The sequence below is a fragment of the Pseudomonas capsici genome (assembly GCF_017165765.1).
GTDB classification, from domain to species: Bacteria; Pseudomonadota; Gammaproteobacteria; order Pseudomonadales; family Pseudomonadaceae; genus Aquipseudomonas; species Aquipseudomonas capsici.
This window is the reverse complement of sequence record NZ_JAFGZD010000010.1, coordinates 149,153-174,992: the sequence shown is the minus strand read 5'-3', so window position 1 is coordinate 174,992 and position 25,840 is coordinate 149,153. Positions and strand designations below refer to the sequence as shown.

Annotated in this window: 15 protein-coding genes; 12 read left to right on the top strand and 3 right to left on the bottom strand. The window is 60.2% G+C overall.

Annotation, left to right across the window (positions count from 1 at the left end; genetic code table 11):
* A partial coding sequence (locus tag JSY17_RS15580; RefSeq protein WP_206402286.1) for a non-ribosomal peptide synthetase occupies positions 1–6,719 on the bottom strand: 6,719 nt, incomplete at its 3' end.
* Positions 6,716–10,129, bottom strand: coding sequence for a non-ribosomal peptide synthetase (locus JSY17_RS15575; protein ID WP_206402284.1), 3,414 nt, complete (start codon positions 10,127–10,129; stop codon positions 6,716–6,718). The genes JSY17_RS15580 and JSY17_RS15575, both read right to left, overlap by 4 nt.
* A gap of 367 nt (positions 10,130–10,496) precedes the next feature.
* On the opposite strand from JSY17_RS15575, the gene JSY17_RS15570 reads away from it, so the two are divergent.
* Genes JSY17_RS15570 through JSY17_RS25715 form a run of 4 tightly spaced genes read left to right on the top strand, consistent with a single transcriptional unit; the run spans position 10,497 to position 18,275 of the window.
* Entirely contained in the window at positions 10,497–12,563 is a 2,067-nt protein-coding gene (locus JSY17_RS15570) for a type VI secretion system Vgr family protein (RefSeq protein ID WP_206402283.1), read from the top strand.
* On the top strand, positions 12,560–15,817 hold the full coding sequence (locus JSY17_RS15565; protein WP_206402282.1) for a hypothetical protein: 3,258 nt from the start codon (positions 12,560–12,562) through the stop codon (positions 15,815–15,817). The genes JSY17_RS15570 and JSY17_RS15565 overlap by 4 nt, the downstream gene beginning before the upstream one ends.
* Entirely contained in the window at positions 15,814–17,058 is a 1,245-nt protein-coding gene (locus tag JSY17_RS25720) for a hypothetical protein (protein WP_232849475.1), read from the top strand. Before JSY17_RS15565 ends, JSY17_RS25720 begins: the two co-directional genes overlap by 4 nt.
* Complete coding sequence (locus tag JSY17_RS25715; RefSeq protein WP_232849474.1) at positions 17,055–18,275, top strand: MFS transporter; 1,221 nt, start codon at positions 17,055–17,057, stop codon at positions 18,273–18,275. The genes JSY17_RS25720 and JSY17_RS25715 overlap by 4 nt, the downstream gene beginning before the upstream one ends.
* A gap of 19 nt (positions 18,276–18,294) precedes the next feature.
* Here JSY17_RS25715 and JSY17_RS15550 read toward each other — a convergent pair whose 3' ends face one another.
* Positions 18,295–19,278, bottom strand: a complete 984-nt coding sequence (locus JSY17_RS15550) for a TauD/TfdA family dioxygenase (RefSeq protein ID WP_206402281.1) — start codon at positions 19,276–19,278, stop codon at positions 18,295–18,297.
* Between the two features lie 304 nt (positions 19,279–19,582).
* On the opposite strand from JSY17_RS15550, the gene JSY17_RS15545 reads away from it, so the two are divergent.
* Genes JSY17_RS15545 through JSY17_RS15510 form a run of 8 tightly spaced genes read left to right on the top strand, consistent with a single transcriptional unit; the run spans position 19,583 to position 25,786 of the window.
* Positions 19,583–20,803 (top strand): PepSY-associated TM helix domain-containing protein, encoded by a 1,221-nt coding sequence (locus JSY17_RS15545; protein WP_206402280.1) that lies wholly within the window; start codon positions 19,583–19,585, stop codon positions 20,801–20,803.
* Positions 20,800–21,342, top strand: a complete 543-nt coding sequence (locus JSY17_RS15540; RefSeq protein WP_117181336.1) for a thiamine pyrophosphate-binding protein — start codon at positions 20,800–20,802, stop codon at positions 21,340–21,342. The genes JSY17_RS15545 and JSY17_RS15540 overlap by 4 nt, the downstream gene beginning before the upstream one ends.
* On the top strand, positions 21,339–21,677 hold the full coding sequence (locus JSY17_RS15535; protein WP_206402279.1) for a hypothetical protein: 339 nt from the start codon (positions 21,339–21,341) through the stop codon (positions 21,675–21,677). Before JSY17_RS15540 ends, JSY17_RS15535 begins: the two co-directional genes overlap by 4 nt.
* Positions 21,674–22,246 (top strand): DUF6162 family protein, encoded by a 573-nt coding sequence (locus JSY17_RS15530; protein ID WP_117186984.1) that lies wholly within the window; start codon positions 21,674–21,676, stop codon positions 22,244–22,246. The genes JSY17_RS15535 and JSY17_RS15530 overlap by 4 nt, the downstream gene beginning before the upstream one ends.
* A 35-nt stretch (positions 22,247–22,281) precedes the next feature.
* Entirely contained in the window at positions 22,282–23,211 is a 930-nt protein-coding gene (locus tag JSY17_RS15525; RefSeq protein WP_117186985.1) for a metal ABC transporter substrate-binding protein, read from the top strand.
* Positions 23,208–23,969 (top strand): metal ABC transporter ATP-binding protein, encoded by a 762-nt coding sequence (locus tag JSY17_RS15520; protein WP_117186986.1) that lies wholly within the window; start codon positions 23,208–23,210, stop codon positions 23,967–23,969. Before JSY17_RS15525 ends, JSY17_RS15520 begins: the two co-directional genes overlap by 4 nt.
* Positions 23,966–24,868 (top strand): metal ABC transporter permease, encoded by a 903-nt coding sequence (locus JSY17_RS15515; protein ID WP_404823009.1) that lies wholly within the window; start codon positions 23,966–23,968, stop codon positions 24,866–24,868. Before JSY17_RS15520 ends, JSY17_RS15515 begins: the two co-directional genes overlap by 4 nt.
* Positions 24,869–25,786 (top strand): metal ABC transporter substrate-binding protein, encoded by a 918-nt coding sequence (locus JSY17_RS15510; protein ID WP_206402278.1) that lies wholly within the window; start codon positions 24,869–24,871, stop codon positions 25,784–25,786.
* Positions 25,787–25,840 lie beyond the last annotated feature (54 nt).

Here is a 25,840-nt window from a genome sequence, read left to right as displayed (position 1 = left end):
ACCCGCATCAACTGCTTGAACGCCGACGGTGTCTGGTTCAACACCGTGACCTGTTCCTGCACCAGCAAGGCATGGAAGTCGTCCGGCGAGCGGCTGACGTCCCGAGGCACGATGACCAGACGACCGCCATGCAGCAGTGCGCCGAAAATCTCCCAGACCGAGAAGTCGAAGGCGTAGGAATGGAACAGGGTCCAGACATCACGCTCATCGAACTTGAACCAGTCATCGGTGGCCGCAAACAGGCGCATCAGGTTGTGATGCGGCAGCAATGTGCCCTTCGGCTTGCCGGTGGAACCCGAGGTGTAGATCACGTAGGCCAGGTTATCCGGCGTGCTCAGGTTGAGCGGGTTGCTCTCGGCATAACCTTGCAGCGAATCGTTCAGCGACAGGGTGTTCACCTGCGGCGGCAGCGGCAGGCTGGTCAACAGATGGTCCTGGGTCAGCAGCAAGGCAATGCCGCTGTCACTCATCAGGTAGTTCAGGCGCTCCGAGGGAGAATCCGGGTCCAGCGGCACGTAGGCACCGCCGGCCTTGAGGATCGCCAGGATGCCGACGACCATTTCCAGGCTACGTTCCACCGCCAAGCCGACCCGCACTTCCGGGCCAACACCCTGCTCGCGCAGCTTGTGGGCCAGACGGTTGGCGCGACGGTTCAGGTCTTCGTAAGTCAGCTGCCGGTCGCCCAGGCTCAGGGCAATGGCCTGGGGTACGCGGGCGGCCTGAGCCTCGATCAGTTGATGGGCGCACTGCGCGCTTGGCCAGGTCTGCACGGTTTGTATCCAGCCAGTCGGCAATGCCAGTTCGCCCAACGAAGCCGACGGCGCAGTGCTCAGGGTTTGCAGCAAGTGATCGAAATGGCTGGCCAGTTGCGCCACGGTTTCGGCGGCAAAGTGCTGGCGGTCGTAGCTGAAACGCACCGACAGCGTATCGCCCGCTTCGACAACCAGAGTCAGCGGATAATGCGCCTGCTCCTGATTGTGCAAGCCGCTGAAAGCCAGACCTGCCGGAGCCTGTTGCAAGGCCTCGGAGACCGGGTAGTTCTCGAACACCAGAATGTTGTCGAACAGCGCCTCGCCACCGCTGGCCGCCAGACGCTGGATGTCGTACAGCGGCGTATGTTCGTACTCGCGCAGAGCAATGTTTTTGGTCTGCACCTGCTGCACCCAATCCGCCACCGACTGCTCGGGACGCGGGCTGGCGATCACCGGCAAAGTGTTGATGAACAGACCCAGCTGCTCCTCGACACCCGGCAGATCTGCCGGACGTCCAGCCACGGTCGCCCCGAAGGTGACGCTGGACTGCCCGGTATAACGCTGCAACAGCAACAGCCAGGCCGATTGCACCAGGGTGTTGAGGGTCACACGCTGCTCGCGGGCGAAATCACTCAAGCGCTGAGTACCCGCCGCATCGATCAGGTGGAAGTAATCCCCATAACCCTGCCCGCCTGCACTGGATTTGAGCGCCTGTACCAGACGAGTCGGCTCGCTCAGTTCCGCCACCTGTTCCGTCCAGAAACGCTCGCTGGCCTGGGCATCCTGGCGTTGCAACCATTCGATATAGTCGCGATAACGGCTGCTTTGCTGTGGCAGCGGCTGACCGCTGTAGCGTTGCAGCACTTCGCCCAACAGGCGCGAACTGCTCCAGCCGTCCATAAGGATGTGGTGGCTGGTGTAGATCAGGTGATGGCTATTGTCCGTCGTGCGCAGCAGCGCCAGACGCAGCAATGGTCCCCGGGTCAGATCGAAGCCCTTCTGCCGGTCGGCCTGCGCCCAGTCATCCAGCCACGCCGCCTGCTGATTGCGGGCATCCAGCTCGACGAAGGGCACAACAGCCTGCCGCTGTACCACTTGCAGCGAGTGCTCCAGATGGCTGACAAAGGCACTGCGCAGCACTTCATGGGCATCCACCGACGCCTGCCATGCAGCCTTGAAGCGCTCGACATCCAGCCCCGCCACATCGACACGCAACTGGTTGATGTAGTTGCCCGCTTCCTGCTCGAACAGGCTATGGAACAACATGCCCTGCTGCATCGGTGCCAAGGGATAGATATCGTCGATATTCCCGGCGGCAATCGGCAAGCGGTCCAGTTGCGTCTGAGTCAGGGTGGCCAGAGGGAAGTCCGATGGCGTGACGCCTTGCTGGCCATCGAGGCAATGCTCGATCACCGCTGTCAGCGCCTGCTCGTACTGGCGCGCCAGAGCCTCGATGGTCGCAGCCTGATACACCTCGCCACTGAACGCCCAGTCCAGTTGCAACTGGCCGTCGAACACCTGGCCGTTGATGCTCAGCCAGTTGCTCAATGGCCCGTCTTCACTCAAGGCATGACCGCTGCTATCCCCACTCGGTACGAACAGGGCGCCGTCATCTGCATTGAAGCTGCCGTCGAATTGTCCCAGGTAGTTGAAAGTGACCTGCGCCTGGGGCAAGGCAGCCAGCTCGCGAGCAAAACCGGCATCGCCCAGATAGCGCAGCACGCCATAGCCGACGCCCTTGTTCGGCACAGCCCGCAGTTGTTCCTTGATGCCGCAGATGCTTGCGCCCAGTTCGGCTTGCGGTGTCACCCTGACCGGAAACAGACTGCTGAACCAGCCGACCGTGCGACTCAGGTCGATATCGTCGAACAGGTCTTCGCGGCCATGGCCTTCCAGCTGGATCAGCACCGAAGGCTGCCGGCTCCACTGGCACAACACCTGCGCCAGGGCCGTCAGCAGCAGGTCGTTGACCTGAGTCCGGTAAGCCGCCGGGGCCACCTTGAGCAGCTTGTGGGTCAGGTCCTTGCTCAGCCAGGACGAAGCGTGCGCCACATCGCGATTGCGTTGCGTGCCGTGCGGATTGTCACAGGGCAATGGCTGGATATCGCCACTAAGGGTTTGCAGCCAGTAATCGCGCTCGGCAGCCAGAGTCTCGCTGGCGGCATAACGATGAAGTTGCTCGGCCCAGGCCTTGAGGGAACTGGTCTTGGCCGGCAGTGCCAGAGCCTTGCCGGTGTTCAGGGCAACATAAGCCTGTTGCAGGTCTTCCAGCAACACGCGCCACGACACACCGTCCACCACCAGGTGATGGATCACCAGCAGCAGACGCTGCTCACCTTCCGGCAGGCTCACCAGCACCGCACGCAGCAGCGGGCCGTTCTTCAGGTCCAGGCTGCGCTGGGCTTCATCGGCCAGTTCGGTCAGGCGCGAGATATTGTCCAGCTCATGCACCCACAGCAGATCGCGGGTGGACAGCGGCCCGAAGCTCGCCTGCCACTGGCCGTCCTGTTGGGCAAAGCCCAGACGCAGGGCATCGTGCTGCTCGATCAGCGCCTGCAAGGCCGCCAGCAGGTGACTGGCCTCCAGCGGGCGGTTGGGCTTGAGCATCACCGACTGGTTCCAGTGATGGCGCTCGGGAATGTTTATTTCGAAGAAGCGCGCCTGAATCGGCAGCAACGGCAAATTGCCGCTCACCTGTTCGACGGCTGCTGCGGGTTTCTTCTGAATCAGTTTGGCCACCGTCGCCAACTGGGCGATGGTCTGTTTCTCGAACAGTTGCTTGGGGCTCAGCTTGAGGCCCTGCCGCTTGGCACGGGCGATGATCTGCAGGCTGAGGATCGAATCGCCGCCCAGCTCGAAGAAGTTGTCGGTGGTGCCGACTTTCTCCAGTTTGAGTACATCGGCCCAGACCGCGGCGAGCTTTTCCTCGATCTCGCCCACCGGTGCGGTGTAGCGCTGTTTGATCACGCCCGGCTTGGGCAAGGCGCGCTTGTCCAGCTTGCCGTTGGCGGTCAGCGGCAGACGCTCCAGCACCACGAACTGCGCAGGCACCAGGTATTCCGGCAGGCTGGCGGTCAGTTGCTCGCGCAGGGTGTCGACCGAAAGCGTCGTGCCCGCAGCAGGCACGCAATACGCCACCAGTTGCAGGCGGGACTCATCCCCCTCGACACCTTGCGCCACCACCGTGGCCTCGGCCACCGACTCGAAGCGCAGCAGCACCCGCGCCACTTCGGCAGGCTCCACCCGATAGCCACGCACTTTCACCTGATCGTCGCTGCGACCGATGAACTCCAGCAGCCCCTGACGGCTGCGACGCATCCGGTCACCACTGCGATAGACCCGCTGCCCTTCCCCGGCAAAGGGGTCCGGCACAAAGCGTTCGGCTGTCAGACCCGGCTGCCCGAGATACCCCAGCGCCACGCTGTCGCCGCCGATATACAACTCACCCGCAACCTGTTCGTCGCTCAGGTTCAGTACATCGTCCAGCACGTAGGCATGAGCCCCCGGCAATGGCATCCCCACCGGCACGGAACGGGCCGGATCGATGGCCTGGACTTCATGAGTCAGCACACCCACCGTGGTTTCGCTGGGACCATAGTGGTTGATGAAGCGGCAGCCCGGTTTGAGCTGTCGAACCTGCTCGAACAAGGCTGGCGGACACGCCTCGCCACCGACAATCAGCGCATGCTGCGGCAGCACATCGGCGGGGTTGGCAGCCTGCAACAGGGCTGCAAGATGACCGGGGACGATTTTCAGCACGCCGACGCGATGCTCGGCCATGTACTCGGCAAAACCATCCGGGTCAAAGCCCAGAGCCTCCGTCAATACGTGCAGGGGACGCCCGGAACACAGGGCACCGAACAGCACGGTATGGCCCAGGTCGGCAGCGATGGTCGAGACCAGCGCCATGCTGGCGTCCGGTGCCAGCTCCAGACGTTCGAGCAGGCCACGCACATAACTGCCCAGCGCGCCATGGCTGACCAGCACGCCTTTGGGCTGACCGGTGGAACCGGAGGTATGAATCACATAGGCCGGCGACTGCGCCGAAACCACAATGGCAGGATGGGTGACAGGCTGGTGCTGCCAGAGGCTCGGCGCATAGGTCAGACCCTGAAAACCGGCCACCGACAGCGAAGTCTGGCGCTGATCGCCTTCGGCACATAGCAGCACCCGGGCACCGGCACCTTCAAGCATCTGTTGCAGACGTGCATCCGGTGCCTTGACGTCCAACGGCATGTAGACGCCGCCCGCCTTGAAGATCGCCAGCACCGCCGTAAGCCAGTCCAGCGAGCGCTCCATCAGCACCGCCACAGGCTGACCTTCGCTCACACCCAGACTCACCAGATGATGGGCCAGACGATTGGCCGCCTGATCCAGTTCGGCAGTGGTCAAGGTGCGCTCAAGGCAACGGGCGGCCAGGGCCTCGGGCTGCTTCTCGACCTGAGCCTGCCACTGTTGCAGCACCTGCGCGGCAGGTTCACGATCGATCTGCTTATGCTGGACAGGCAGCGTGCCGAGGCCGAACAAAGGCGCTTGCGGGGCTGCGAGCAAGGTCTTGAACAGCTCAAGCAGAGCCGGAATGAAGCCTTCGACAGTCGAGCGTTTGTACAGGTCGCTGGCAAAGGTCATGTCGCCATGAATCAGCGCGCCATCGTCGGTGATATCCAGCGCCAGATCGAAATGCGCGCCATCCTTGTGGAACGCGTATTCACTGACCTCCAGCCCCGGCAGTTTGAGGGCCACTTTCTGCTTGAGCACCACGTTCTGGTTGAACTTGGCCTGGAACAGCGGGTTGTGACCCAGGCTGCGCTCCGGTGCCAGTTGATCCACCAGTTGCTCGAACGGCACGTCCTGATGTGCCTGGGCACCAAAGGAGGTTTCACGAATCCGGGCCAGCAGATCGAGATAGCTCAGGCGCTCGTCCACTTCGCAGCGCAGCACCTGGGTGTTGATGAAAAAGCCGATCAGGCCTTCGGTTTCAGCCCGGCCACGGTTGGCATTGGGCACGCCGATACGGATATCCCGCTGCCCGGCCTTGCGAGACAGAAACAGGGAAAAACCGGCCAGCACCAGCATGAACAGGCTCATGCCCTGGCTGCGGGCAAAGGCATTCAATTGTCGGGACAGGTCGAGGCCAAAGTCGAATTTCAGGTGCTCGCCCTGAAAGCTCTGGGTCGCCGGACGCTGAAAATCATGGGCAGCGTCCAGCAGCGGCTGCTCGTCGCCCAGTTGCCGACGCCAGTAATCGAGTTGCCGCTCGCCCTCGCCCGCTTCCAGCCACTTGCGCTGCCAGATCGCATAGTCGGCGTACTGCAAGGGCAGCTCCGGCAGCACCGGCTCGCGACATTCGCTGTAAGCCTGATAGCAGTGCACGAACTCCTGAATCATCACATCCATCGACCAGCCATCGGAAACGATGTGATGCATGCTCACCACCAGCACGTGTTCATCGGCAACCAGGCGGTACAGACTGGCACGCAACAGCGGACCTTTGTGCAGATCGAACGGCTGACGAGTGCTCTGCTCGACCTGCTGGGCCAGTTCGGTTTCGCGGACGCCTTCCGACAAGGCCGACAGATCGACACGTTCCAGCGCCACACTCTGATTGCCGAGGATCACTTGCCGCGGCTGGTCGCCCTCGGTGTTGAACACCGTACGCAAGACTTCATGGCGCTCGATCAGATGATCGAACGAACACAGCAGCGCCGACTCATCCAGCTCACCGCGCAGACGCAGGCCGGTGGTCATCTTGTAGGCATCGCTCAGCGGGTCGAGTTGCCAGAGAAACAACAGTCGCTGTTGCGCGAAAGACAGCGGAATCTCGTCGAAATCATGGCGGCTGACCGGCACCGGCAACAGGCTGAAGTCCTTGCCTTCCTGGCGCAGTCTGGCGAGGAACTGTTGACGCTGTTCCAGGGGCAGCCCGACAAAGCGTTTAGCGATACGTGCAGCAGTAGTCCCGGTCATGCGCCAAATTCCTCCAGTGAATCCATGAACTGGTCCATATCGCTCCAGTCGTTGTCAGCCGTGTCATCGGTGAGCAGCGCCACTTCGGCGGCCAGATCGCTCAACACAGGTTTCTCGAACAGGGTGCGCAGCGGCAGGCTGACGCCCAGTTGCGTCTTGATCCGGGCAATCACTTGCGCGGCGAGCAGCGAATGGCCGCCCAGCTCGAAGAACTGATCGTCCAGGCCAACCTGCGGTACATGCAGCACTTCCACCCAGATGGCCGCCAGACAGATCTGCAGCTCGGTTTGCGGTGCGCGATACGCCGCTTGCAACTGGCTCGGGTCGGGAACCGGCAAGGCCTTGCGGTCGAGCTTGCCGCTGGGGGTCAGCGGCAGGCTCGGCAAGAGCAGCAGATGGGTGGGCACCATGTAGTCCGGCAGGCCGGCTTGCAGTTGGGCCTTGATACCCTGACGCAGCGCTGCCTGTTCGACATCGAGACTGGCTGCAGCTTCAGGCACCAGATAAGCCACCAGTTGCGTGCTGCCAGCCAGTGGCAGCGCCAGCACCACCGCTTCGCGAATGCCGGTGCACTGTTGCAGACGCGATTCGATTTCGCCCAGTTCGATCCGGAAGCCACGGATCTTCACCTGATGATCGACGCGTCCGATGTACTCCAGCGCACCATCGGCTCCCAGCCGCGCCCGGTCGCCGGTGCGATAAAGCCGTTCACCCGCCACGAACGGGTCGGCGATAAAACGCTCGGCGCTCAGCGCTGGCTGGCCGTGATAACCCCGGGCCAGACCCGGCCCACCGATATACAACTCACCCACCGCGCCCTGAGGCAGCAGGTTCAACTGGTCGTCGAGCACGTACAGACGACGTCCCGCCAGCCCCCGGCCAATGGGCACGCCGCGCCAGGAGACGGTCTGCGGCGTCAATGCGCTGCAATCATGGATGCTCGACACCACCGTGGCCTCGGTCGGCCCGTAGGTGTTGAGCAGTCGCACATGACCGAGCCCGGCCTGACGCCACAAGCGCAAGCCTTCTACGGCCATGGCCTCGCCGCCCACATGGATCTGACGCAACGCACCATAGTGCGCAGGTGGCCGGGCGGCGTAATCCTGCACCAGGGTCAGCCAGTACGCGGCAGGCAGGTCCGCCAGGGTAATGCCATGCTCGACAACCGCCTGATGGAAGGTGCTGCTGTCCCAGAGTCGATCGTCACGCAGTACCACACAGGCGCCATGACAAAGCGGCGGATAGAACTGCTCCACAAAGCCATCGAAACTGTTGGTGGCGAATTGCAGGACCCGATCACCTTCGCGCAAGTCGCTGTAAGTCGCGCCCAGGGTGACGAACTCGGCCAGCGCGCCATGACTGATGGCCACGCCTTTGGGGCGACCGGTGGAGCCGGAGGTGTAGATCACGTAAGCCAGATTGGCCGGATCGACGCTGACATCCAGATTCTGTTCAGCGGCTTCGCCCTGCTCGTCCTGCCGGTCCAGACACAGGCACTGGATATCGCCCAGCGCCGGCAAATCTGGCAGGAGTTCGCTGCGGGTCAGCAGCAATTTGAGGCCGCTGTCCTGCAGCACATGGTTCAGACGCTCGGTCGGTGTCCTGGGGTCCAGTGGTACATAGGCTCCGCCCGCCTTGAGCACCGCGAGCAAGGCCACGGCCATTTCCAGGGAGCGACCCAAGGCAACGCCCACCAATACGTCAGGCCCTACGCCTTGCCCACGCAAGCGATGGGCCAGACGGTTGCTGAGTTGATTCAGTTGTTCGTAGCTCAGGCCAGGTGCCTGGCTTTCACCTGCCATGACCAGCGCCTGCGCATGGGGCGTACGTTTGACCTGCGCCTCGAACAGACGATGTGCGGGCGTGGCAGAACTGGCCCGTGGCGCGGCATCGACATCCAGCAATTGCTGACGCTCGTCGGCCGCCAGCATCGACAGCTCGCCCACCGGCAACTGCGGATCGGCACAGACCGAAACCAGCAGGTTGCGCCAGTGTCCGGCCATACGAGCGATGGTCGCCTCGTCGAAAATATCGGTGGCGTAGGTAAAGGCCGCATTGAGCTGCTCGCCTTCACCGCTGGTGGCCAGCATCAGGTCGCTGGCAGCGGCATGGGCACGTCCGGCAGCAGCCTGTTGTTCGGCTGGCAGATTGGTCACCCGCAGACCGCTTGCCAGTTGCTTGTCCAGCAGATCGGCAACCACCGGCTGATGGTTGAACATCACCTGAAACAGCGGGTTATGGCTCTGACTGCGCTCGGGTTGCAAGGCATCGATCACCGCATCGAACGGTAACTCCTGATGGGACTGCGCGCCCATCGCCGCCTGGCGCACGATCTGTAACAGATCGACGAATCGGGTCTGCGCCGTCACTTCGCTGCGCAATACCTGAGTGTTGATGAAGCAACCGATCAGACCTTCGGTCTCACTGCGCGTGCGGTTGGCAATCAGCCCACCGACGCGGATATCGGTCTGCCCGCTGTAGCGATGCAGCAGGCTCTTGAAGGAAGCCAGCAACACGACGAACAAGGTGACGCCCTGACGCTGGGCCAGATTTTTCAGGTCCCGCAGCAACGTGGTGTCCAGCGAGATTTCCAGACGCGCGCCACTATGAGTCGGCAGCGCCGGGTGCGGCCGGTCGGTGGGCAGTTCCAGCACCGGATGTTCTTCACCCAGATGCTCGCGCCAGTAGTCGAGCTGCCGCTCCTGCTCGCCCGCCTCCAGCCAACTGCGTTGCCACAACGCATAATCGCGGTACTGCACGGCCAGCGGATTCAGCTGCAAGGTCTTGCCTGCCACCAACGCATCGTAGCCACGCAACCATTCATCGATCAGCACATTCATCGACCAGCCGTCGGTGATCATGTGATGCAGGTTCAGCAGCAATACATGCTCCTGCTGCGCCAGACGCAGCAGACGAATACTGAACAGCGGCCCCTTCTCCAGATCGAAGGACTGCCCGGCCTGAAGGGCCATTTCCCGATGCGCCGTCGACCAGCGCTGCTCCGCTGGCAAGGTGCTCAGATCCAGCAATTCGATGCTTACCGGCGCAGGTTCCGCTACCCGCTGGAAGGCCCGGTCGCCGTCCTGACCAAAGGTCGTGCGCAGGCTTTCATGACGCTCGACCAGGGCACTGAAGGCCTGCTCCAGAAGCGCGACATCCAGCGAGCCGTTCAGACACACCGACATCGGCAGGTTATAGGCGGAGCTTTCAGGGTCGAGTTGCCAGAGAAACCACATGCGCTGCTGGGCATAGGACAGGCCATCGCGCTCAATAAGCCCAATGCAGGACGGGATCGGGAACAACGAAAAGTCCATGTCCTCCTGGCGCATACCGTCGAGAAACAACCGACGTTTTTCAGGAGGCAGCTCGACAAAACGGCGAGCCAGTTTATGGGCGTGTTCGGGATTCATGCATTGGGTCCTTGCTGAATAGGCCTGACCATGAGGCTTGGTCGTATCAACAAGAACGAACTGGAGACAAAATATTTAACGGAAATTAATGCTCGATAGCTCATGGCCCTGATATGCAAGAAAATGCGCACCCAAAACCGGTCATTCACACTGAAAGCCACGGATTACAAGGCCTCCAGCCACTGCGCAAGGAATTACTCAGGTGCGCAAGCCCTTGCGCACTTTTTGCTGAATCCTTCGCCCTTTTCTCACCCTGCAAAACGCCATATGCCTGTATTTGCTGGATAAATTTCTGTCGGCACGCTTTTTGACATTCCTCCCTCCGCTCAACGGGCGTTAGCGCCCCTTAAAGACGGAGGAACAAGGGATGTCCGCATCCGCCCATCAGACGCATTTCAACCTGCACCTGCAAGACGTCAAACACGACTTTCAGGTACTGGCCTTTACCGGCAATGAAGCCATCAGCCAGCCCTTTGCCTTTGAGCTGCAACTGGTCAGCGAAAATCCGGCGCAGGACCTGGACAGCCTGCTCAATCGCCCGGCCTTTCTGCAGTTCGGCCCTGACGACATTGGCGTGCATGGCCTGATCGACCGCATCGCTCAGGGGGATTCGCGCAAGCGTCTGACTCACTACGCCATGACCCTGCGGCCGCATCTGGCGTACCTGGGCCACCGCATCAACCAACGCATCTTCCAGCAGCAATCCGTGCCGCAGATCATTGCCCGAATCCTGCAGGATCACGGCATCCTTGCCGACCGCTATCACTTCCAGCTCGGCCTGCCCTACCCCAAACGCGAATACTGCGTGCAGTACGACGAGTCGGACCTGCATTTCATCCAGCGCCTCTGCGAAGAGGAAGGCCTGCACTACCACTTCCAGCACAGCCGCACGATGCACAAGCTGGTGTTTGGCGATGACCAGACCGTCTTTCCCCGCCTCGCGCCCCTGAGCTACCGACAGGACAGCGGAATGCTCCCCCATGAGCCGCTGGTCAACCGCTTCAATGTGCGTCTGGAAACCCGCAGCACCCGCACCACCCGGCGGGACTATGACTTTCAGAAACCCCGCGTAGCCCTGGAAAGCACACAGGATCAAGCGATCCTCCCGGACCTCGAGGATTACGATTACCCCGGCCGCTTCACCGACCGGGAACGCGGCAACCTGCTGACCAGACGCGCCCTGGAGCGCCATCGCCATGATTACCGCCTTGCCGAAGGCCAGAGCGACCAGCCCGCCCTGCTCAGCGGACACTTTCTCGACCTGGCCGGGCACCCGCAGAAAAGCTGGAATCAACTCTGGCTGCTGACCGAAGTACGCCACGAAGGCCGCCAGCCGCAGGTGCTGGAAGAAGCCGCAGGCCATGAACCACAGCCTGCCTGGCAGGGCTATCGCAACACCTTCCGGGGCACGCCGTGGGATGCTTTCTACCGCCCGCCCCTGCGCCACCCCAAACCCCGCATTGCCGGCAGCCAGACGGCCATGGTCACCGGACCTCAGGATCAGGACATCCATTGCGACCGGCATGGCCGGATCAAGGTGCAGTTCCACTGGGACCGTGAGGGCCGGCAGGATGCCAGCAGCAGTTGCTGGTTGCGGGTCTCGTCCGGTTGGGCGGGCAACCGCTATGGCGCTGTCGCCCTGCCACGGGTCGGCATGGAAGTGCTGGTGACCTTTCTGGAAGGCGATCCCGATCAGCCCTTGGTGACCGGCTGCCTGTACCACGCCGAAAACGTCCCGCCCTACGCCCTGCCCGAACACCGCACCCGCAGCGTGTTCAAGACCTTGAGCAGCCCCGGCGGCGGGGGCTCCAACGAGCTGCGCATCGAGGACCGCAAGGATCAGGAACAGATCTTCATCCACGCCCAGCGCAACTGGGACCAGAGCATTGGTCATGATCAGAAGATCCATGTCGGCCATGAGCGTCACGACCGGGTCGAGGCCAACAGCTACAGCGAATTCAGGGCCGAGCAGCACTGCACCGTCAACGCCGACCGCAAGGTCGAGGTCAGGGCGAACGATCACCTGAGCATTGCGCAGGTCCAGCACATCAAGGTCGGCGTGGCACAACTGGTCGAGGCCGGTGAGGAAATCCATCTCAAGTCCGGCGACAAGCTGGTGATCGATGCAGGCATGGAACTGACCCTCAAGGTCGGCGGCAGCTTTATCAAGCTCGATCACAGCGGCGTGAGCATCAACGGGCCGCTGGTCAGGACCAATCAGGGCGGCTATCCAGGTATCGGCAGCGAAGCGCCGTCTGTACCGCCCATCGCTCCCAAGGCGGCAGATACATCCGTATCCGGCAGAAAACCGCTGACCGTGCAACCCGAAACATCCCCCTCCAGCCAGAAGCCCGAGGCGCTGATCGTCGATGTCTGGGGCGACCCCGATCATGGCAGTCAGGTGATCCTGCTGAGTCCGGAGGAACAGCCATGAGCGTGTTCAACAACAAGCCCATCACTCAAGGTACACGCAAGAAAACCGAGTACCTCAATGACCATCGTGCGCAACTGGCCATGCAAATTCCGCGTAGCGATGGCGGTGTGCTGCAAATCCCGCTGCTTTCCGATGCCCGAAGCACCCGGGAAGAGGAAACCATTCAGCGCAATACACTCTTGTCCATCCTGCCTCTGACCCGACTTCCCGGCCATGACCAACCCGAGGAATCCCCCCGGGGCGGCCTGCCACGCCGGGGACGGATTTATGTGTTCTGGAAGAACGTTCTGTGGCGGGAACTGGAAACCGACGGCCAGGGCCAGTTGTTCGAGGTCGATGTCGCGCATTGGCGCAAGGTCGCCGGGCAACTCGGCAATGCCGACCAGCGCGCCCCCGTGACCGTCAAACAGCATGTACTGCTCCTGCCAATGCTGCTCCAGGGGCGCTTTGTCGCCGACCAGTTCCAGATGGCCTACAGCGAACTGGCCTGGAGCTGGGAATACATCGACTGGCTTGAGAACGACGCGAACCGGATCAAGGCCCGCTGCCAGCACGTGGCACGCATCTGGGACACAGCAGTGGTCGGCTCGAAGCAATGGAAAACCACCCAGGCCAACCCGAGCCTGCCTGTTGGCCGCATCAGCAAAGGCCTGCGGGCCAGGGATTTCAATATTGAAAGCGCCCTGCAGGACCCGCTGGAATTTACCCCTGCGCTTTGCTCGTTCAGCGACGAAAACCTGCTCAAGTGCCTGCAAACGCGCCAGGAGCAATTGGCGCAACACCTCCAGCAACCACCACCCCCGCCACTTCCGGATATCGAGGCCGGAGCGGATCTGCTGGATCAATACCAACTTCGGGACAACAGCCATCTGGTTGCCCTGATCCTCGAAGATCCTTTGTTTGCCGTGCGCCATGCCACCGCGCAGATACGTCATTGCGTGGCCTATCTGCAAACCCTGAATGCCCTGATTGCCCATCAGCCCAACGGACGTTACGCCCAGGTGCTGTATAGCGCTGTCGGCGGCGAGCACGCCGACCTGAAAAGCAAGATCGACCTGCCGAAATTTCATGCAACGGTTTTCGAGCAGGAACGCAGGTTCGGTCGCCAATCATTGGCGATGCACCTCAGGCGACTGGTCGACGTGCTCGACCGGAAACTGCCCGCCGTACTTCAGGACTGGATTCATCGCCACGACCAGGCCTTGCTGGAGCCCTACAGTCTGATGGCAGATGCTCTGGGCGCGCTTGAATACACACCGGCGCAGGCAGATGCGCTGCTGACCGGCATGGACATCAGCGAGCTGGAAACCTCCATCAGAAGCTTGACCAGAAGCGTGCTGCAGGCCGATCACCCATTGGGCGCAATGCTGCTGGCCAGGGAATCCGATCAGCCTCCCGAACTGCTCAAACGCCTGATTGCCCTGCGCGACAGCGGCCAACCACCCGAACCACAAGCCATGGGCCTGAGCACACTGATGTTCAGCGCTTCCTTTGTCGACAAGCTCGATGGTGCCGGGATAGCCAAAAGCTTTGCTTTCTTCATGGGCGATCTGCTGGATATTTTCGGGGCCAGCGTCGTGGCCCAAATCAGTCGACTGGCGAACAGCGCCTCGAAAATCAAGCTCGACCGACTCTTCGCCCCCACCTTCACCACCCTCGCGGCCCTGTCGAAAAAGATGACCGGCATCCGCCTGATGCCTATGGACGAAGCACTGGGCAGGGATTACGTGGTGATCGGCGTTCAGGGTGCGGGCTTGCGCAGAGGGCTGACCAACAGCGAACGCGCCGAACTGACCCGCAAGAACTACCGCTACGCCACGCTGCACGGCCAGTCCGGCGAAACCCTGGGCAGTACCAGCGCCAAAGGCAGCAGCAAGCATGATCCGCTGTTGCGCAACGTGATGGTTATCGCGCTACCCAAGGAACATCCGGAACTGGAGCACTACAGCAACTTCCGGATGAAGTTTGGTGCGCTGACCCAGGATTTGAAAAAAACCACAGCGGTACCGACGTTGATGCTGGGGTTGGCGGTTTATAACTTGGTGGTGCAGACGAATGCGCTGCAAAGTTTTAAAGCTGAGGGAGAGTCCGCCCGAGGACACGCGGGCATATTAAGTGCTATAGCAGACTTGATGGCAGCCATCGCAAACAACAGCAGACTTCTATTTGGAGTAACCACTGCAAACTATTTAAGTAAGCCCCGTATAAACGTAGCGCTATTTTCAACCCATTGGGCAAGAAACCTTGAGAAACAGACAGGTAGTTCCAAGCTACCGCTTCTTCGCGCCATTGGCGGCGTAGCCACATTAATTGGCGCGGTGATCAGCGTATGGGACTGTTATAGAGCTTATAAAGCTGGTGATTATGCACTTTCCATCAGTTATGCCGTCATTACCGCCGGAAGTATTCTCTGGGGCCTCTATGCCGTAGGCATTGTAACCAATCCCATTGCACTCCTGATTGCTGCAAGCATGGTCATTGGCGGCATAGTGAGAACTAATCTGCTGAACGACAACGAAGCCGAACTTGCAGTGCGCTATGGGCCTTTCGGTATAGATGCCCTGATCGGAAAAGTGCAAGCCACAGATAGCTCGCAATCGTACATGCACTTGAAAGACCCCCTGATTGCCTATCAGCAACTGGCAGGCATTCTGGGCAAGCCAACGATCAGCGTGCAACGGCTCGCCGACTGGCGCAGACAGGCATCAGCACCTCAGCTTCAAACCCTGCAGGCCGCCGAACGACAACGCAAACTCCCGACCAACAGCCATACCCAAACCCTCAGACCCGATCAAACCGCGCTGAGCGGGCAAGACTGGGTGGTGATCATGAGCACGCCCTTGCTGGGGATGCTCAGTAATGACGCGAACCATCTTCAGCTATTGGGCCATGAATTCCGCTCGGCTCTGGACACCGGCCAGGCCTATGCCTCTCGTCTCTATCACTGGCAACCCTGCGGCACGCCAAAACTGTCCGCCGTGCCGCTGGATGCCCATAGCGTGCTGTATGTACTGCCCTCGCTGATGGAGTCGCCGCTCTCCGGCGCACGCTTCAAACGAACCGAAGGACTGCAAATCAGCACCCAGATCGAACTTCGCGCCGAACCGGATACCCCGCCACTGGTACTTCCACAGCCCCATCCGAAAAAGTGGAAACCCTTCATCCCCACGCATCGTCGAGCGCCATCCGGCCAACCCACTCCAGACAACGCCCCCTTGTATTGGCAAATAGAAACCGTCGAGTTAACTGTATGAACACAAATAAAGATACGCCCTACAGCCCTGGTGCCTACCGAGGCGACAGCCAGGAACCTCTGCCACTACCGAGGTGGTATATCCATCTCAACCGTAATGGCCTGTTCAACACCCACATTGCCTTTGGCAATTACGCCGGGTTGGACCCGGCTACGGAAATCACCCTGCAATTGAAGTGCGAAGAACACCGGGTTTATCAGAGACAGGAAGAGCACGGTGAAAAACAGGAAGTATATTGCGATGCCAAGCGCTGGCGCTTTCAGAATGCCAGCAATATTCCACATATATTATTCACATCCAAGCTGATGAGCTTTCCTTTTATATGGTTTCCATGGAGCACATGGATTTTCTTTCCAATCCAGGAAGAACTTGGACATGGCTATCCCGGTACAGGACTTACATTGCTGATAGCTTTTTTATCGGTCGTACTGATGTTCGGGGCTTTAACTTTATACATGACCGAAAACAAGTACCTCCACCACGTTCAAATTTGCGGCTTAACTATCTGCACAGCCATCGTCCTCTGGCTAAAAGGCACCCTTTGGGGCAACAGCGAAATGCATATTGCATTCTGGACAGGCACCTTCCTCTACTTCATGGGTGCCATCGGCTTTGATTGCCTGCTCTGGCTGCACAGCACCATCAGCCACCACGACGGCAGCGAGTTCAACCGGGTAGACGGCATGGTGCGTTTCAAACGGCGTTTTCGGCGTTTGTTTGTCGCACCTTTCGAAGAGTTCGATCCGGTGCTGACCACGCTGCCCAGCGGTTATGGCTACCGTGACTATGCGATCACGCTCTATCACCGCTACACCAACACCCGAATCTGTCTCGCCACCAAGGTGCATAGCCTGGGACTGGACAAGGCCAATGCCCTCGCCTTCTGGGATTGCCTGCAACGCTATATGGACGTGACCCAACCCCTGCCCGACCTTCCAGTGCTGGAACAGAGCCGTCATCTGGATCCGGTCACCGCTGCCCATGATGCTCGCATCAAGCGCAACCCACGCCGCTGGCGCGATCAGGCATTAACCGGCTGGAAGACCTCGGGAGAAAAGAAACTCAACGAGCAATTGCAGCACTACCCGTGGCAGCAGCAACCCTGCGTGATCAAATCCCGTCTGAGCGAAGAGCTGACCATCGAAGCCTGGTACCGCGCTCAGGAAGCCAAGGGCGTCCAGGCGACGCCCAAGGCTGAAGACTTTGCAAGACGTGCTGATTACGACGAGTCACAGATATGAATGCCTACGCCACTAGCGCCTACCGAGGCGACAGCCAAGAACCTCTGCCACTACCAAGATGGTACGTCCATCTCAACCGCAACGGCCTGTTCGACACGCATCTTGCCTTTGGTCATTACGCCGGGCTGGATTCAGCTACGGAAATCACCCTGCAACTGGAGTGCGAAGAGCATCTGATTTATCAGAAGCAGGAAGAGGATGGTGAAAAACAGGAAGTGTATTGTGATGCAAAACACTGGCGATTTCAGAACTCCAGCAAGATACCTCATATTTTATTTACGCTTAAACTAATGAGCTTTTTCTTCATATGGGCTCTTTGGGGTATGGGTACTTTCTATTCAGTCATTCTTGAACTGGCATATGGAAATGTGGCAACTGAAATCATCGTTTTAATAGCCGCGCTATCAGTAGGTCTGATGGTCACGTCCCTAGCCCTTTACATGACCGAAAAAAAATCCGTTCATTACATTCAAATTGCCGGACTCCTTATCTGCACTAGCCTTGTCCTCTGGCTAAAAGGTTCTCTCTTCGGCAACAGCGAAATGCATATTGCATTCTGGACAGGCACCTTCCTCTACTTCATGGGCGCCATCGGCTTCGACTGCCTGCTCTGGCTACACAGCACCATCAGCCGTCACGACGGCAGCGAGTTCAATCGGGTAGACGGTATGGTGCGTTTCAAACGGCGTTTTCGGCGTTTGTTTGTTGCACCTTTCGAAGAATTCGATCCGGTGCTGACCACGCTGCCCAGCGGTTATGGCTACCGTGACTATGCGATCACGCTCTATCACCGCTACACCAACACCCGAATCTGTCTCGCCACCAAGATGCATAGCCTGGGACTGGACAAGGCCAATGCCCTCGCCTTCTGGGATTCTCTGCAACGCTATATGGACGTGACTCAGCCCCTGCCCGACCTTCCAGTGCTGGAACAGAGCCGTCATCTGGATCCGGTCACCAGTGCCCATGATGCTCGCATCAAGCGCAATCCACGCCGCTGGCGCGATCAGGCATTAACCGGCTGGAAGACCTCAGGAGAAAAGAAACTCAACGAGCAATTGCAGCACTACCCGTGGCAGCAGCAACCCTGCGTGATCAAATCCCGTCTGAGCGAAGAGCTGACCATCGAAGCCTGGTATCGAGCTCAGGAAGCCAAGGGCATCCAGGCGACGCCCAAGGCTGAGGACTTTGCGCGACGCGCTGATTACGACGAATGACGCAATGAAAAGGTCAGTATCACCTGACCGGCTCGGTATACCCCTGCGCCATGGCCACCACCACCTTGCGCTTGCCGGTAAACGGCGAGCGCGCATGGGCCGAGAGCATGTTGTCGAGCATCAGCACATCGTTTTCCAGCCAGGGGAAGCTGACGGTGCATTCATCGAGCACACCACGGACTTCGTCCAGCAGGCTTTCTTCGATGGGTGAGCCGTCGCCATAGTAGACGTTGCGCGGCAGATCTTCTTCGTCGACCACATCGAGCAGGGTTTCGCGGACTTCCGGTTGCAGGTTGGAGATATGGAACAGATGTGCCTGATTGAACCAGACCATGTCCTGGGTCACCGGATGACGCGCCACCGCCTGACAGATCTGCCGGGTGCGCAGTTCGCCATCGTCCTTCCACTCGCACTGGATGTTGTGGGCGCGGCAGTAGGCTTCGACGACGCTTTCGTCTTCGGTATTGAACACCTGACTCCAGTCCACATCCAGGCCGTTGCCGAAGTTGCGCACGTACATCAGTTTCTTGTCGACGAAACGGTCACGAATGCGTGCAGGAATCCGGCGATAGATTTCACGGCTGTCGGCAATGGGGGTTTCGCCACCGGTTTGGGCAGCAATCATGCTGTAGAACCAGATACGCATCGGCCATTCCAGGGTATAGGCCTGCTCGTTGTGCAGGGGAATGCTCTGGTGGGCCGGGTATTCGGTGGAGGTGTAGACGCCTTTGGTCACGTTGCTGCGCGGCGTCGAGCCGAATTCATAAGTGAGCAACGGGTCACCAAACCCGGCGGCGAACTCACGAAAGGCTTCCGCCCCGCCGACATTGAAGCCGCGGAACAGAATTCCGCCGCTGCGGTACAGATGCTCGGCAACCAGTGGTTTGAATTCGCTCAGGGCTTCCATCAAGTCCAGGCCCGGCTCGGGTGCCTCCACCAGCAGGGGCAAGGTACCGGCCCCGGCCTGCAATGGCCGGATATTCAAACTCAACGTATGACTCATGATGACTCTCCCTTGATGGCAAAGCGTGCGAGCCCCAACGGCCTGACGCAACACCGACGTCCTGATTTAACGTACCCGGCCACCTGAAAATTAGGCCTTTCCCACAGAAATACAGCTCACTTCCGTCGCTTGAAACATTTACTTTCATTTAAACGAAAGAAATAATTACATCATTTTCATTCTCATTCGTCTTTATTAGATGCAGCGGCAGCATCGGCCAAAAGCCATGACCGTTTTCAGCAAACAAGAGCCTGTGCCCTTCACCAATGGCCGCTCTGACACCGTGAATCGAGACCGTTCCCCCATGTCAAAGAAGTCCCGCTCAAAAATCTGGTTTCTCGTCCATAGCTGGCTGGCACTGCCGATCTGGTTTTTTGTGCTGATCGTGTGCGTTACCGGCACGCTGGCGGTGGTCAGCAAGGAGATCATGTGGCTGGCCAATCCGGAGATGCGTGCCGTCAAGCCATCGGACGATGCGCCGCGCCTCACCTTCGAGCAGATCAGGGCCACTATCGAGCGTAACGAGCCGAACCTGATCATCGGCACGATGATGCAGCCGGACGGTGAATATTTCGCCCTCAGCGTCAACATCACCTACCCCGACGGGCGCTCCGTGCCGGCCTATGTGAACCCTTACACCGGCCTTATCCAGGGCGTCACGCCGGCCTTCGACTTCCGCCGCTTTACCCGCGCCCTGCATGGCTGGTGGCTGGTGCCTTTCACCAATGGCTATTCCTGGGGCTGGTATCTGGTGTCGATCCTCGGCTTGCCGATGCTGGTGTCGCTGATCACCGGGCTGGTGGTCTACAAGAAATTCTGGAAAGGCTTCCTGAAACCCACGCTGCGCTTCAAGCACGGTGCGCGGATCTTCTGGGGCGACTTTCATCGCCTGAGCGGCATCTGGTCGATCTGGTTCATTGCCGTGATTTCCATCACCGGCACCTGGTTCCTGATCCAGGCCCTGCTCTGGGATAACCAGATCAGCATTTCCAGCAAATCCCAGGCGGCGTCCATCATTCCCCACAGCAGCGTGCCGCTCACGGCTGACGGCAGCCCTGCGCCGACCATCAGCCTGGACAAGGCCATCGAAATTGCCAAACAACGGATTCCCGGCCTGGAAGCCAGCTTTATCAGCCCGCCCAGCAATGCCTACGCCAATATGGAGGTCGGTGGGCGCAGTTGGTATCCGCTGATGTATCAGACCGCCGAGATCAACCCGTACAGCGGTGAAATCGCCACTTCGCACCTGCTGTCGGACCGCAACAAGCTGGAGTTCGTCACCGAATCCATGCGCCCGCTGCATACCGGCGACTTCGGCGGGATCTGGATCAAACTGATCTGGGCCTTCTTTGGCCTGCTGTTGAGCATGATGGTCCTCAGTGGCCTGCTGATCTGGAGCAAGCGCACGGCGCTGGCCACCCTCAATGCCCTGAAACGTGACGCCAAGGCCGAACAGTCCGCAGCCAGGAAACAACAGCCCCCGCGCCCTTCCCTGGCCACCGAAATTCCGGAGAACACCCTGTGAGCAAGGCCGCAACCGTACAACCTGCGTCGTCCCTGGGCCGTCTCTGGCACAAGTGGCGTTTCCATATCAACATCCTGCTGGTGCTGGTTCCCCTGGGTTTCATGCCCAAGTACTTCGCCGACGATGCCCTGCTGCGTGGCGACAAGGGGCTAGGCCAGCGTGAGCTGGGTACCATTCAGGTCGGACCATGGAGCATGAAACTGGCCGAGGAACGCAACGAAGCGCCGATCTTTTCCGGCGCTTCGGGCTACATGAAAAACTTCAATGCCTCGCTGTGCGAAAGCTGCGCCGATCAGGTCAAGGCGACTTACCTGCGCATCGGCAAACCCCGCAGCCTGCGGACCGCCGGAGTGATCTTCTTCGGCGTGGCCTATCGCATGACCGCCTTCATGCAGATTCCGGAAACCACCGACCCCGATCAGGACCTGTGGATCACCATGGAAGGCTGGGACGGCTCCGTGCATCAAACCTCCATTCCGCTGCAACAGGCCTCCCCCACGACCGTAGCCTGGCTGAAAAAACAAGGAGCCAAAAAATGATCGTACGCTTCCCGTTACGCCAGTCGGGTATCAGCGCCCTCTTCCTGCTGAGCGCCGGTTTTGCCGGCAATGCCCTGGCGCACAACCCGATGTGCGAGTGCAAGCAGATCGACGCCGAGCAGATCCGCTGCACGGGCGGTTTTTCCGATGGCAGCGGCGCGCCGGGGGTGACACTGGACGTCATCGGCTATGACGAAACCATTCTGGTACCCGGCAAGCTGGGCGAGGACTCGACCCTGACCTTCAAGCGCCCTTCCGCCGAGTTCTATGTGCTGTTCGATGCAGGCCCGGGCCACGTCGTGGAAATCGACCAAGCCGATATCGAGGCCCCATGAGTACATCGACCCGACAGATTGTCCGTCCGGCCGGTGCCGGTCATGAAACCCTTTACGTGCTGCTGTTGTGCCTGTTGATCCTGAGCGTTGCAGCAACAGTGGTCGGCCTGCGCGGAGAAAAACATGAAGCCGACGCGCTCGCCAGCCATCAACTGGACGCCCGCCGCGACCTCAGCGCTGCCGAACAAGGCATCTACGCCGACCTGCGTGTGACTCTGGACGAAGTGCGATTGCTGACCCAGGAGCAACAGGAGCCGGTCACACCCGGGCAACTGGCCGATGAAGGCTTTGCGCCATTTACCCGTGACGCCAGCTCCGTGAGCCGTGGCAATCATGCCTGGCAAATGCTCGGTCATTCCTATCTGGGCCTGAGCCCGACACCGGCAGTGGCTGGATCCTTCCTGCTGCGCATCGAGACCGATGACAAGGCCGAAGCCGATATCTGGATCAACCGCAAAGACTCGCCCGCCGTGCCGACCGATCTTGGCGACCAGGCGCTGATCAGCGCTGGCTGGCAGCAGGTCGTCGCGCAATTCGATGCCGGGGTTACCCGCCAGCATCGACACTGAACCCACGCATTCACTGAAAAGAAGACCGCTTGCCCATGCCTATTTCATTGAAACGCCGTCCATTGCTGCGCGTCGTACTGGTTGGCCTGTTCGCCACGCTGCTCGCCCCGCTGGTCAACGCCGACCCGGCCAAACGCCTGCGGATCGGCATTACCCTGCATCCTTACTACAGCTATGTCAGCAATATCGTCGGCGACAAGGCCGAAGTGGTGCCGCTGATTCCTGCCGGCTTCAACCCTCATGCCTATGAACCCCGCGCCGAAGACATCAAGCGTATCGGTTCGCTGGACGTGGTCGTGCTCAACGGCGTGGGCCATGACGACTTTGCCGACCGCATGATCGCCGCCAGCGAAAAGCCGGATATCGCCACCATCGAAGCCAACGCCGATGTACCGCTGCTGGCAGCTACCGGGATCGCAGCTCGCGGTGCCGGCAAGGTAGTCAACCCGCATACTTTCCTGTCGATCAGTGCCTCTATCGCCCAGGTCAACAACATTGCCCGGGAACTGGGCAAGCTTGACCCGGACAACGCCAAGACCTACACCGCCAATGCCCGCGCCTATGGCAAGCGACTGCGGCAGATGCGCGCCGATGCGCTGGCCAAGCTCACCAAAGCCCCGAATGCCGACCTGCGGGTTGCCACGGTGCATGCTGCCTACGATTACCTGCTGCGTGAATTTGGCCTGGAAGTTACGGCTGTAGTAGAGCCCGCCCACGGCATCGAGCCGAGCCCGAGCCAGTTGAAGAAGACCATCGACCAGTTGCGCGAACTGGACGTGAAAGTGATTTTCTCGGAGCTGGATTTCCCGTCCACCTACGTCGAAACCATCCAGCGTGAGTCCGGAGTCAAGCTTTACCCGCTGTCGCATATTTCCTATGGCGAATACAGCGCCGACAAGTATGAGAAAGAAATGAAAGGCAACCTGGATACCGTGGTCCAAGCCATCCAGGAGGCTGGCGCATGACTGCTGCCGAACCGCTCTCCCTCGCCAGCCGCGGGCCGGGCATCGCCTTTGCCGATGTCAGCCTGACCCTGGGTCGTACCACCATTCTCGATCGCATCAGCTTCAACGTGCGGGCTGGCAGCGTGCATGCGCTGGTCGGACCAAACGGCGGCGGCAAGAGCTCATTGATCAAGACCCTGCTCGGGCAGACGCCTCATCAAGGTGAACTCAGCTTGCAGTGGCCCGGCTCACCCGGTCTGATCGGTTATGTGCCTCAGGCGCTGGAGTTCGACCGCGGTCTGCCCATGACGGTCGATGACTTCATGGCCGCCATGTGCCAGCGACGTCCCGCATTCCTCGGCCTGTCACGTCATTACGCAAAAGCCATCGGCGAAGCCCTTGAGCGTGTCGGCATGCAGGACAAGCGCAAGCGACGCATGGGTGCATTGTCCGGCGGCGAACGCCAACGTGTGTTACTGGCCCAGGGCCTGATTCCGGCACCGCAACTGCTGGTGCTCGACGAACCGATGTCGGCCCTCGATGAAGCCGGTATCCAGGTATTCGAGCGTCTGCTGGGCGACTGGCGTCAGGCGGGCATCACCGTGCTGTGGATCGAGCACGATCTTGAGGCCGTCAAGCGTCTGGCCGATCACGTAACCGGCCTCAATCGCCGCGTGCTGTTCGATGAATCGGCACAGACCGCACTGACACCCGAGCGGCTGCTGACGCTGTTCTCTGCCCACCCGCGTGCAGCGGACAGCCAAGGGAGTGCTGCATGATGGATTACGAAAGCTTTCGTCTGTTCATTCAGGGCCTGGCCTCGTCCGGCTATCTGCCGCAAGCCCTGGCCTACGGTTTTGTGGTCAACGCCCTGCTCGCCGGCCTGTTGATCGGCCCGGTGCTGGGCGGACTTGGCACACTGGTGGTGGTCAAGCGCTTTGCGTTCTTCTCCGAAGCCGTGGGCCATGCCGCCCTGACCGGCGTGGCCATCGGCATTCTGCTGGGCGAACCCTATACCGGCCCTTATGGCAGCCTGTTCGGCTACTGCCTGCTGTTCGGCATCGTGCTCAACTATCTGCGCAACCGCACCGGCCTGGCACCGGACACCCTGATCGGTGTGTTCCTTTCAGTATCTCTGGCACTGGGGGCCAGCCTGCTGCTGGTACTGGCGGGCAAGATCAACGTACACATTCTGGAAAACGTGCTGTTCGGTTCGGTGCTGACCGTCAACGGCAACGACCTGCTGGTGCTGCTGATCGTCGGCTCGCTGGTCATGGGCCTGAGCCTGCCGCTGTACAACCGCATCATGCTGGCCAGCTTCAACCCGCAACTGGCCGCCGTGCGCGGCGTCGCGGTCAAGGCTCTGGATTACCTGTTCGTGATTCTGGTGACGCTGATTACCGTGGCTGCCGTAAAAGTCATCGGTGCCATTCTGGTGGGCGCGCTGCTGGTGATCCCCGCAGCCGCAGCGCGACTGTTGAGCCAGTCACTCAAGGGGTTCTTCTGGATTTCGGTCGCCATCGCCACCGTCAGTACCTTGTGCGGCATTCTGCTGCCTATCGTCTTCGACCTGCCTGTGCCGTCCGGCGCGGCGATCATTCTGGTGGCCGGCATCGGTTTCGCCCTGGCCGCCATCGCTCGCGGCACGGTCCCCAGCCTCAAAGGGAATATCGGATAAATGTCTACTCTGCGCACATTGACCCTCGCCCTGGCCCTGACCGGCCTGTTCAGCAACAGCCTGTATGCGGCCGATACCCAAAGTGCCAAGCCAGAAACGGTTCGGGTACTGGCCAGCCTGCCCATCACCTATGGCCTTGGGCAAATTCTGCTCAAGGACAGCGGCGTGGTGCTGGAGCGCGCAGCAGCCGCCAACCTGCCCGGCTCGCGCCAGACCGCCTACTTCACCGGCCGCGGCGCCGAAGCCCTGCGCAAGCTGAGCGTGGAAGCCGACGCGGTGATCGGGCTGCGCTCGATCTGGGCCGACGACCCGCTCTACCCCAATGCCCGACGCAGCAATATCCGCATCGTCGAAATCGACGCTGCGCGGCCGGTAGATGGCAGCCTGCCCGGTATCGCGGTGCAGCCCGGCCAGGGTCCCGATGGTTTGAACAGTCAGCCATGGCTGTCCAGCAATAATCTGGGCCGCATGGCGGATGTGACGGCAGCCGATCTGGTACGCCTTGCTCCGGCAGCCAAACCGAAAATCGAAGCCAACCTGGCGGCATTCAAACAGCAGTTACTCAAACTGAGCGCAGCCAGCGAAGCCCGTCTGGCCAGTGCGGACAATCTGAGTGTGGTGAGCCTTTCAGACCGTTTCGGCTACCTGATCAGCGGTCTGAACCTGGAGCTGATCGATACTCAGGCACTCACCGACGAGCAATGGACACCCGAAGCGCTGACAAAGCTGACGGAGACGCTGAAAGAGAACGATGTGGCGGTAGTGCTGGATCATCGTCAGCCACCGGAGGCGGTGAAGGCTGCAATTGCTGCGACAGGCAGTAAGTTGTTGGTGCTGGGGATCGATGGTGAGGATCCACTGGCTGAGTTGCAGGGGAATATTGATCAGGTGATTGGGGGGTTGGGAGGTAAAGGTTGATAGCCGGGGTTCTGGAGTTTGCCGAACGTGCTGTCGTTCATTTTTCGGTGGGCA

Bases quoted from the DNA above. Each gene is read 5' to 3' on its own strand.
- JSY17_RS15575 (WP_206402284.1), bottom strand. From the start codon at position 10,129: ATGAATCCCGAACACGCCCATAAACTGGCTCGCCGTTTTGTCGAGCTG.
- JSY17_RS15570 (WP_206402283.1), top strand. From the start codon at position 10,497: ATGTCCGCATCCGCCCATCAGACGCATTTCAACCTGCACCTGCAAGAC.
- JSY17_RS15565 (WP_206402282.1), top strand. From the start codon at position 12,560: ATGAGCGTGTTCAACAACAAGCCCATCACTCAAGGTACACGCAAGAAA.
- JSY17_RS25720 (WP_232849475.1), top strand. From the start codon at position 15,814: ATGAACACAAATAAAGATACGCCCTACAGCCCTGGTGCCTACCGAGGC.
- JSY17_RS25715 (WP_232849474.1), top strand. From the start codon at position 17,055: ATGAATGCCTACGCCACTAGCGCCTACCGAGGCGACAGCCAAGAACCT.
- JSY17_RS15550 (WP_206402281.1), bottom strand. From the start codon at position 19,278: ATGAGTCATACGTTGAGTTTGAATATCCGGCCATTGCAGGCCGGGGCC.
- JSY17_RS15545 (WP_206402280.1), top strand. From the start codon at position 19,583: ATGTCAAAGAAGTCCCGCTCAAAAATCTGGTTTCTCGTCCATAGCTGG.
- JSY17_RS15535 (WP_206402279.1), top strand. From the start codon at position 21,339: ATGATCGTACGCTTCCCGTTACGCCAGTCGGGTATCAGCGCCCTCTTC.
- JSY17_RS15530 (WP_117186984.1), top strand. From the start codon at position 21,674: ATGAGTACATCGACCCGACAGATTGTCCGTCCGGCCGGTGCCGGTCAT.
- JSY17_RS15525 (WP_117186985.1), top strand. From the start codon at position 22,282: ATGCCTATTTCATTGAAACGCCGTCCATTGCTGCGCGTCGTACTGGTT.
- JSY17_RS15520 (WP_117186986.1), top strand. From the start codon at position 23,208: ATGACTGCTGCCGAACCGCTCTCCCTCGCCAGCCGCGGGCCGGGCATC.
- JSY17_RS15515 (WP_404823009.1), top strand. From the start codon at position 23,966: ATGATGGATTACGAAAGCTTTCGTCTGTTCATTCAGGGCCTGGCCTCG.
- JSY17_RS15510 (WP_206402278.1), top strand. From the start codon at position 24,869: ATGTCTACTCTGCGCACATTGACCCTCGCCCTGGCCCTGACCGGCCTG.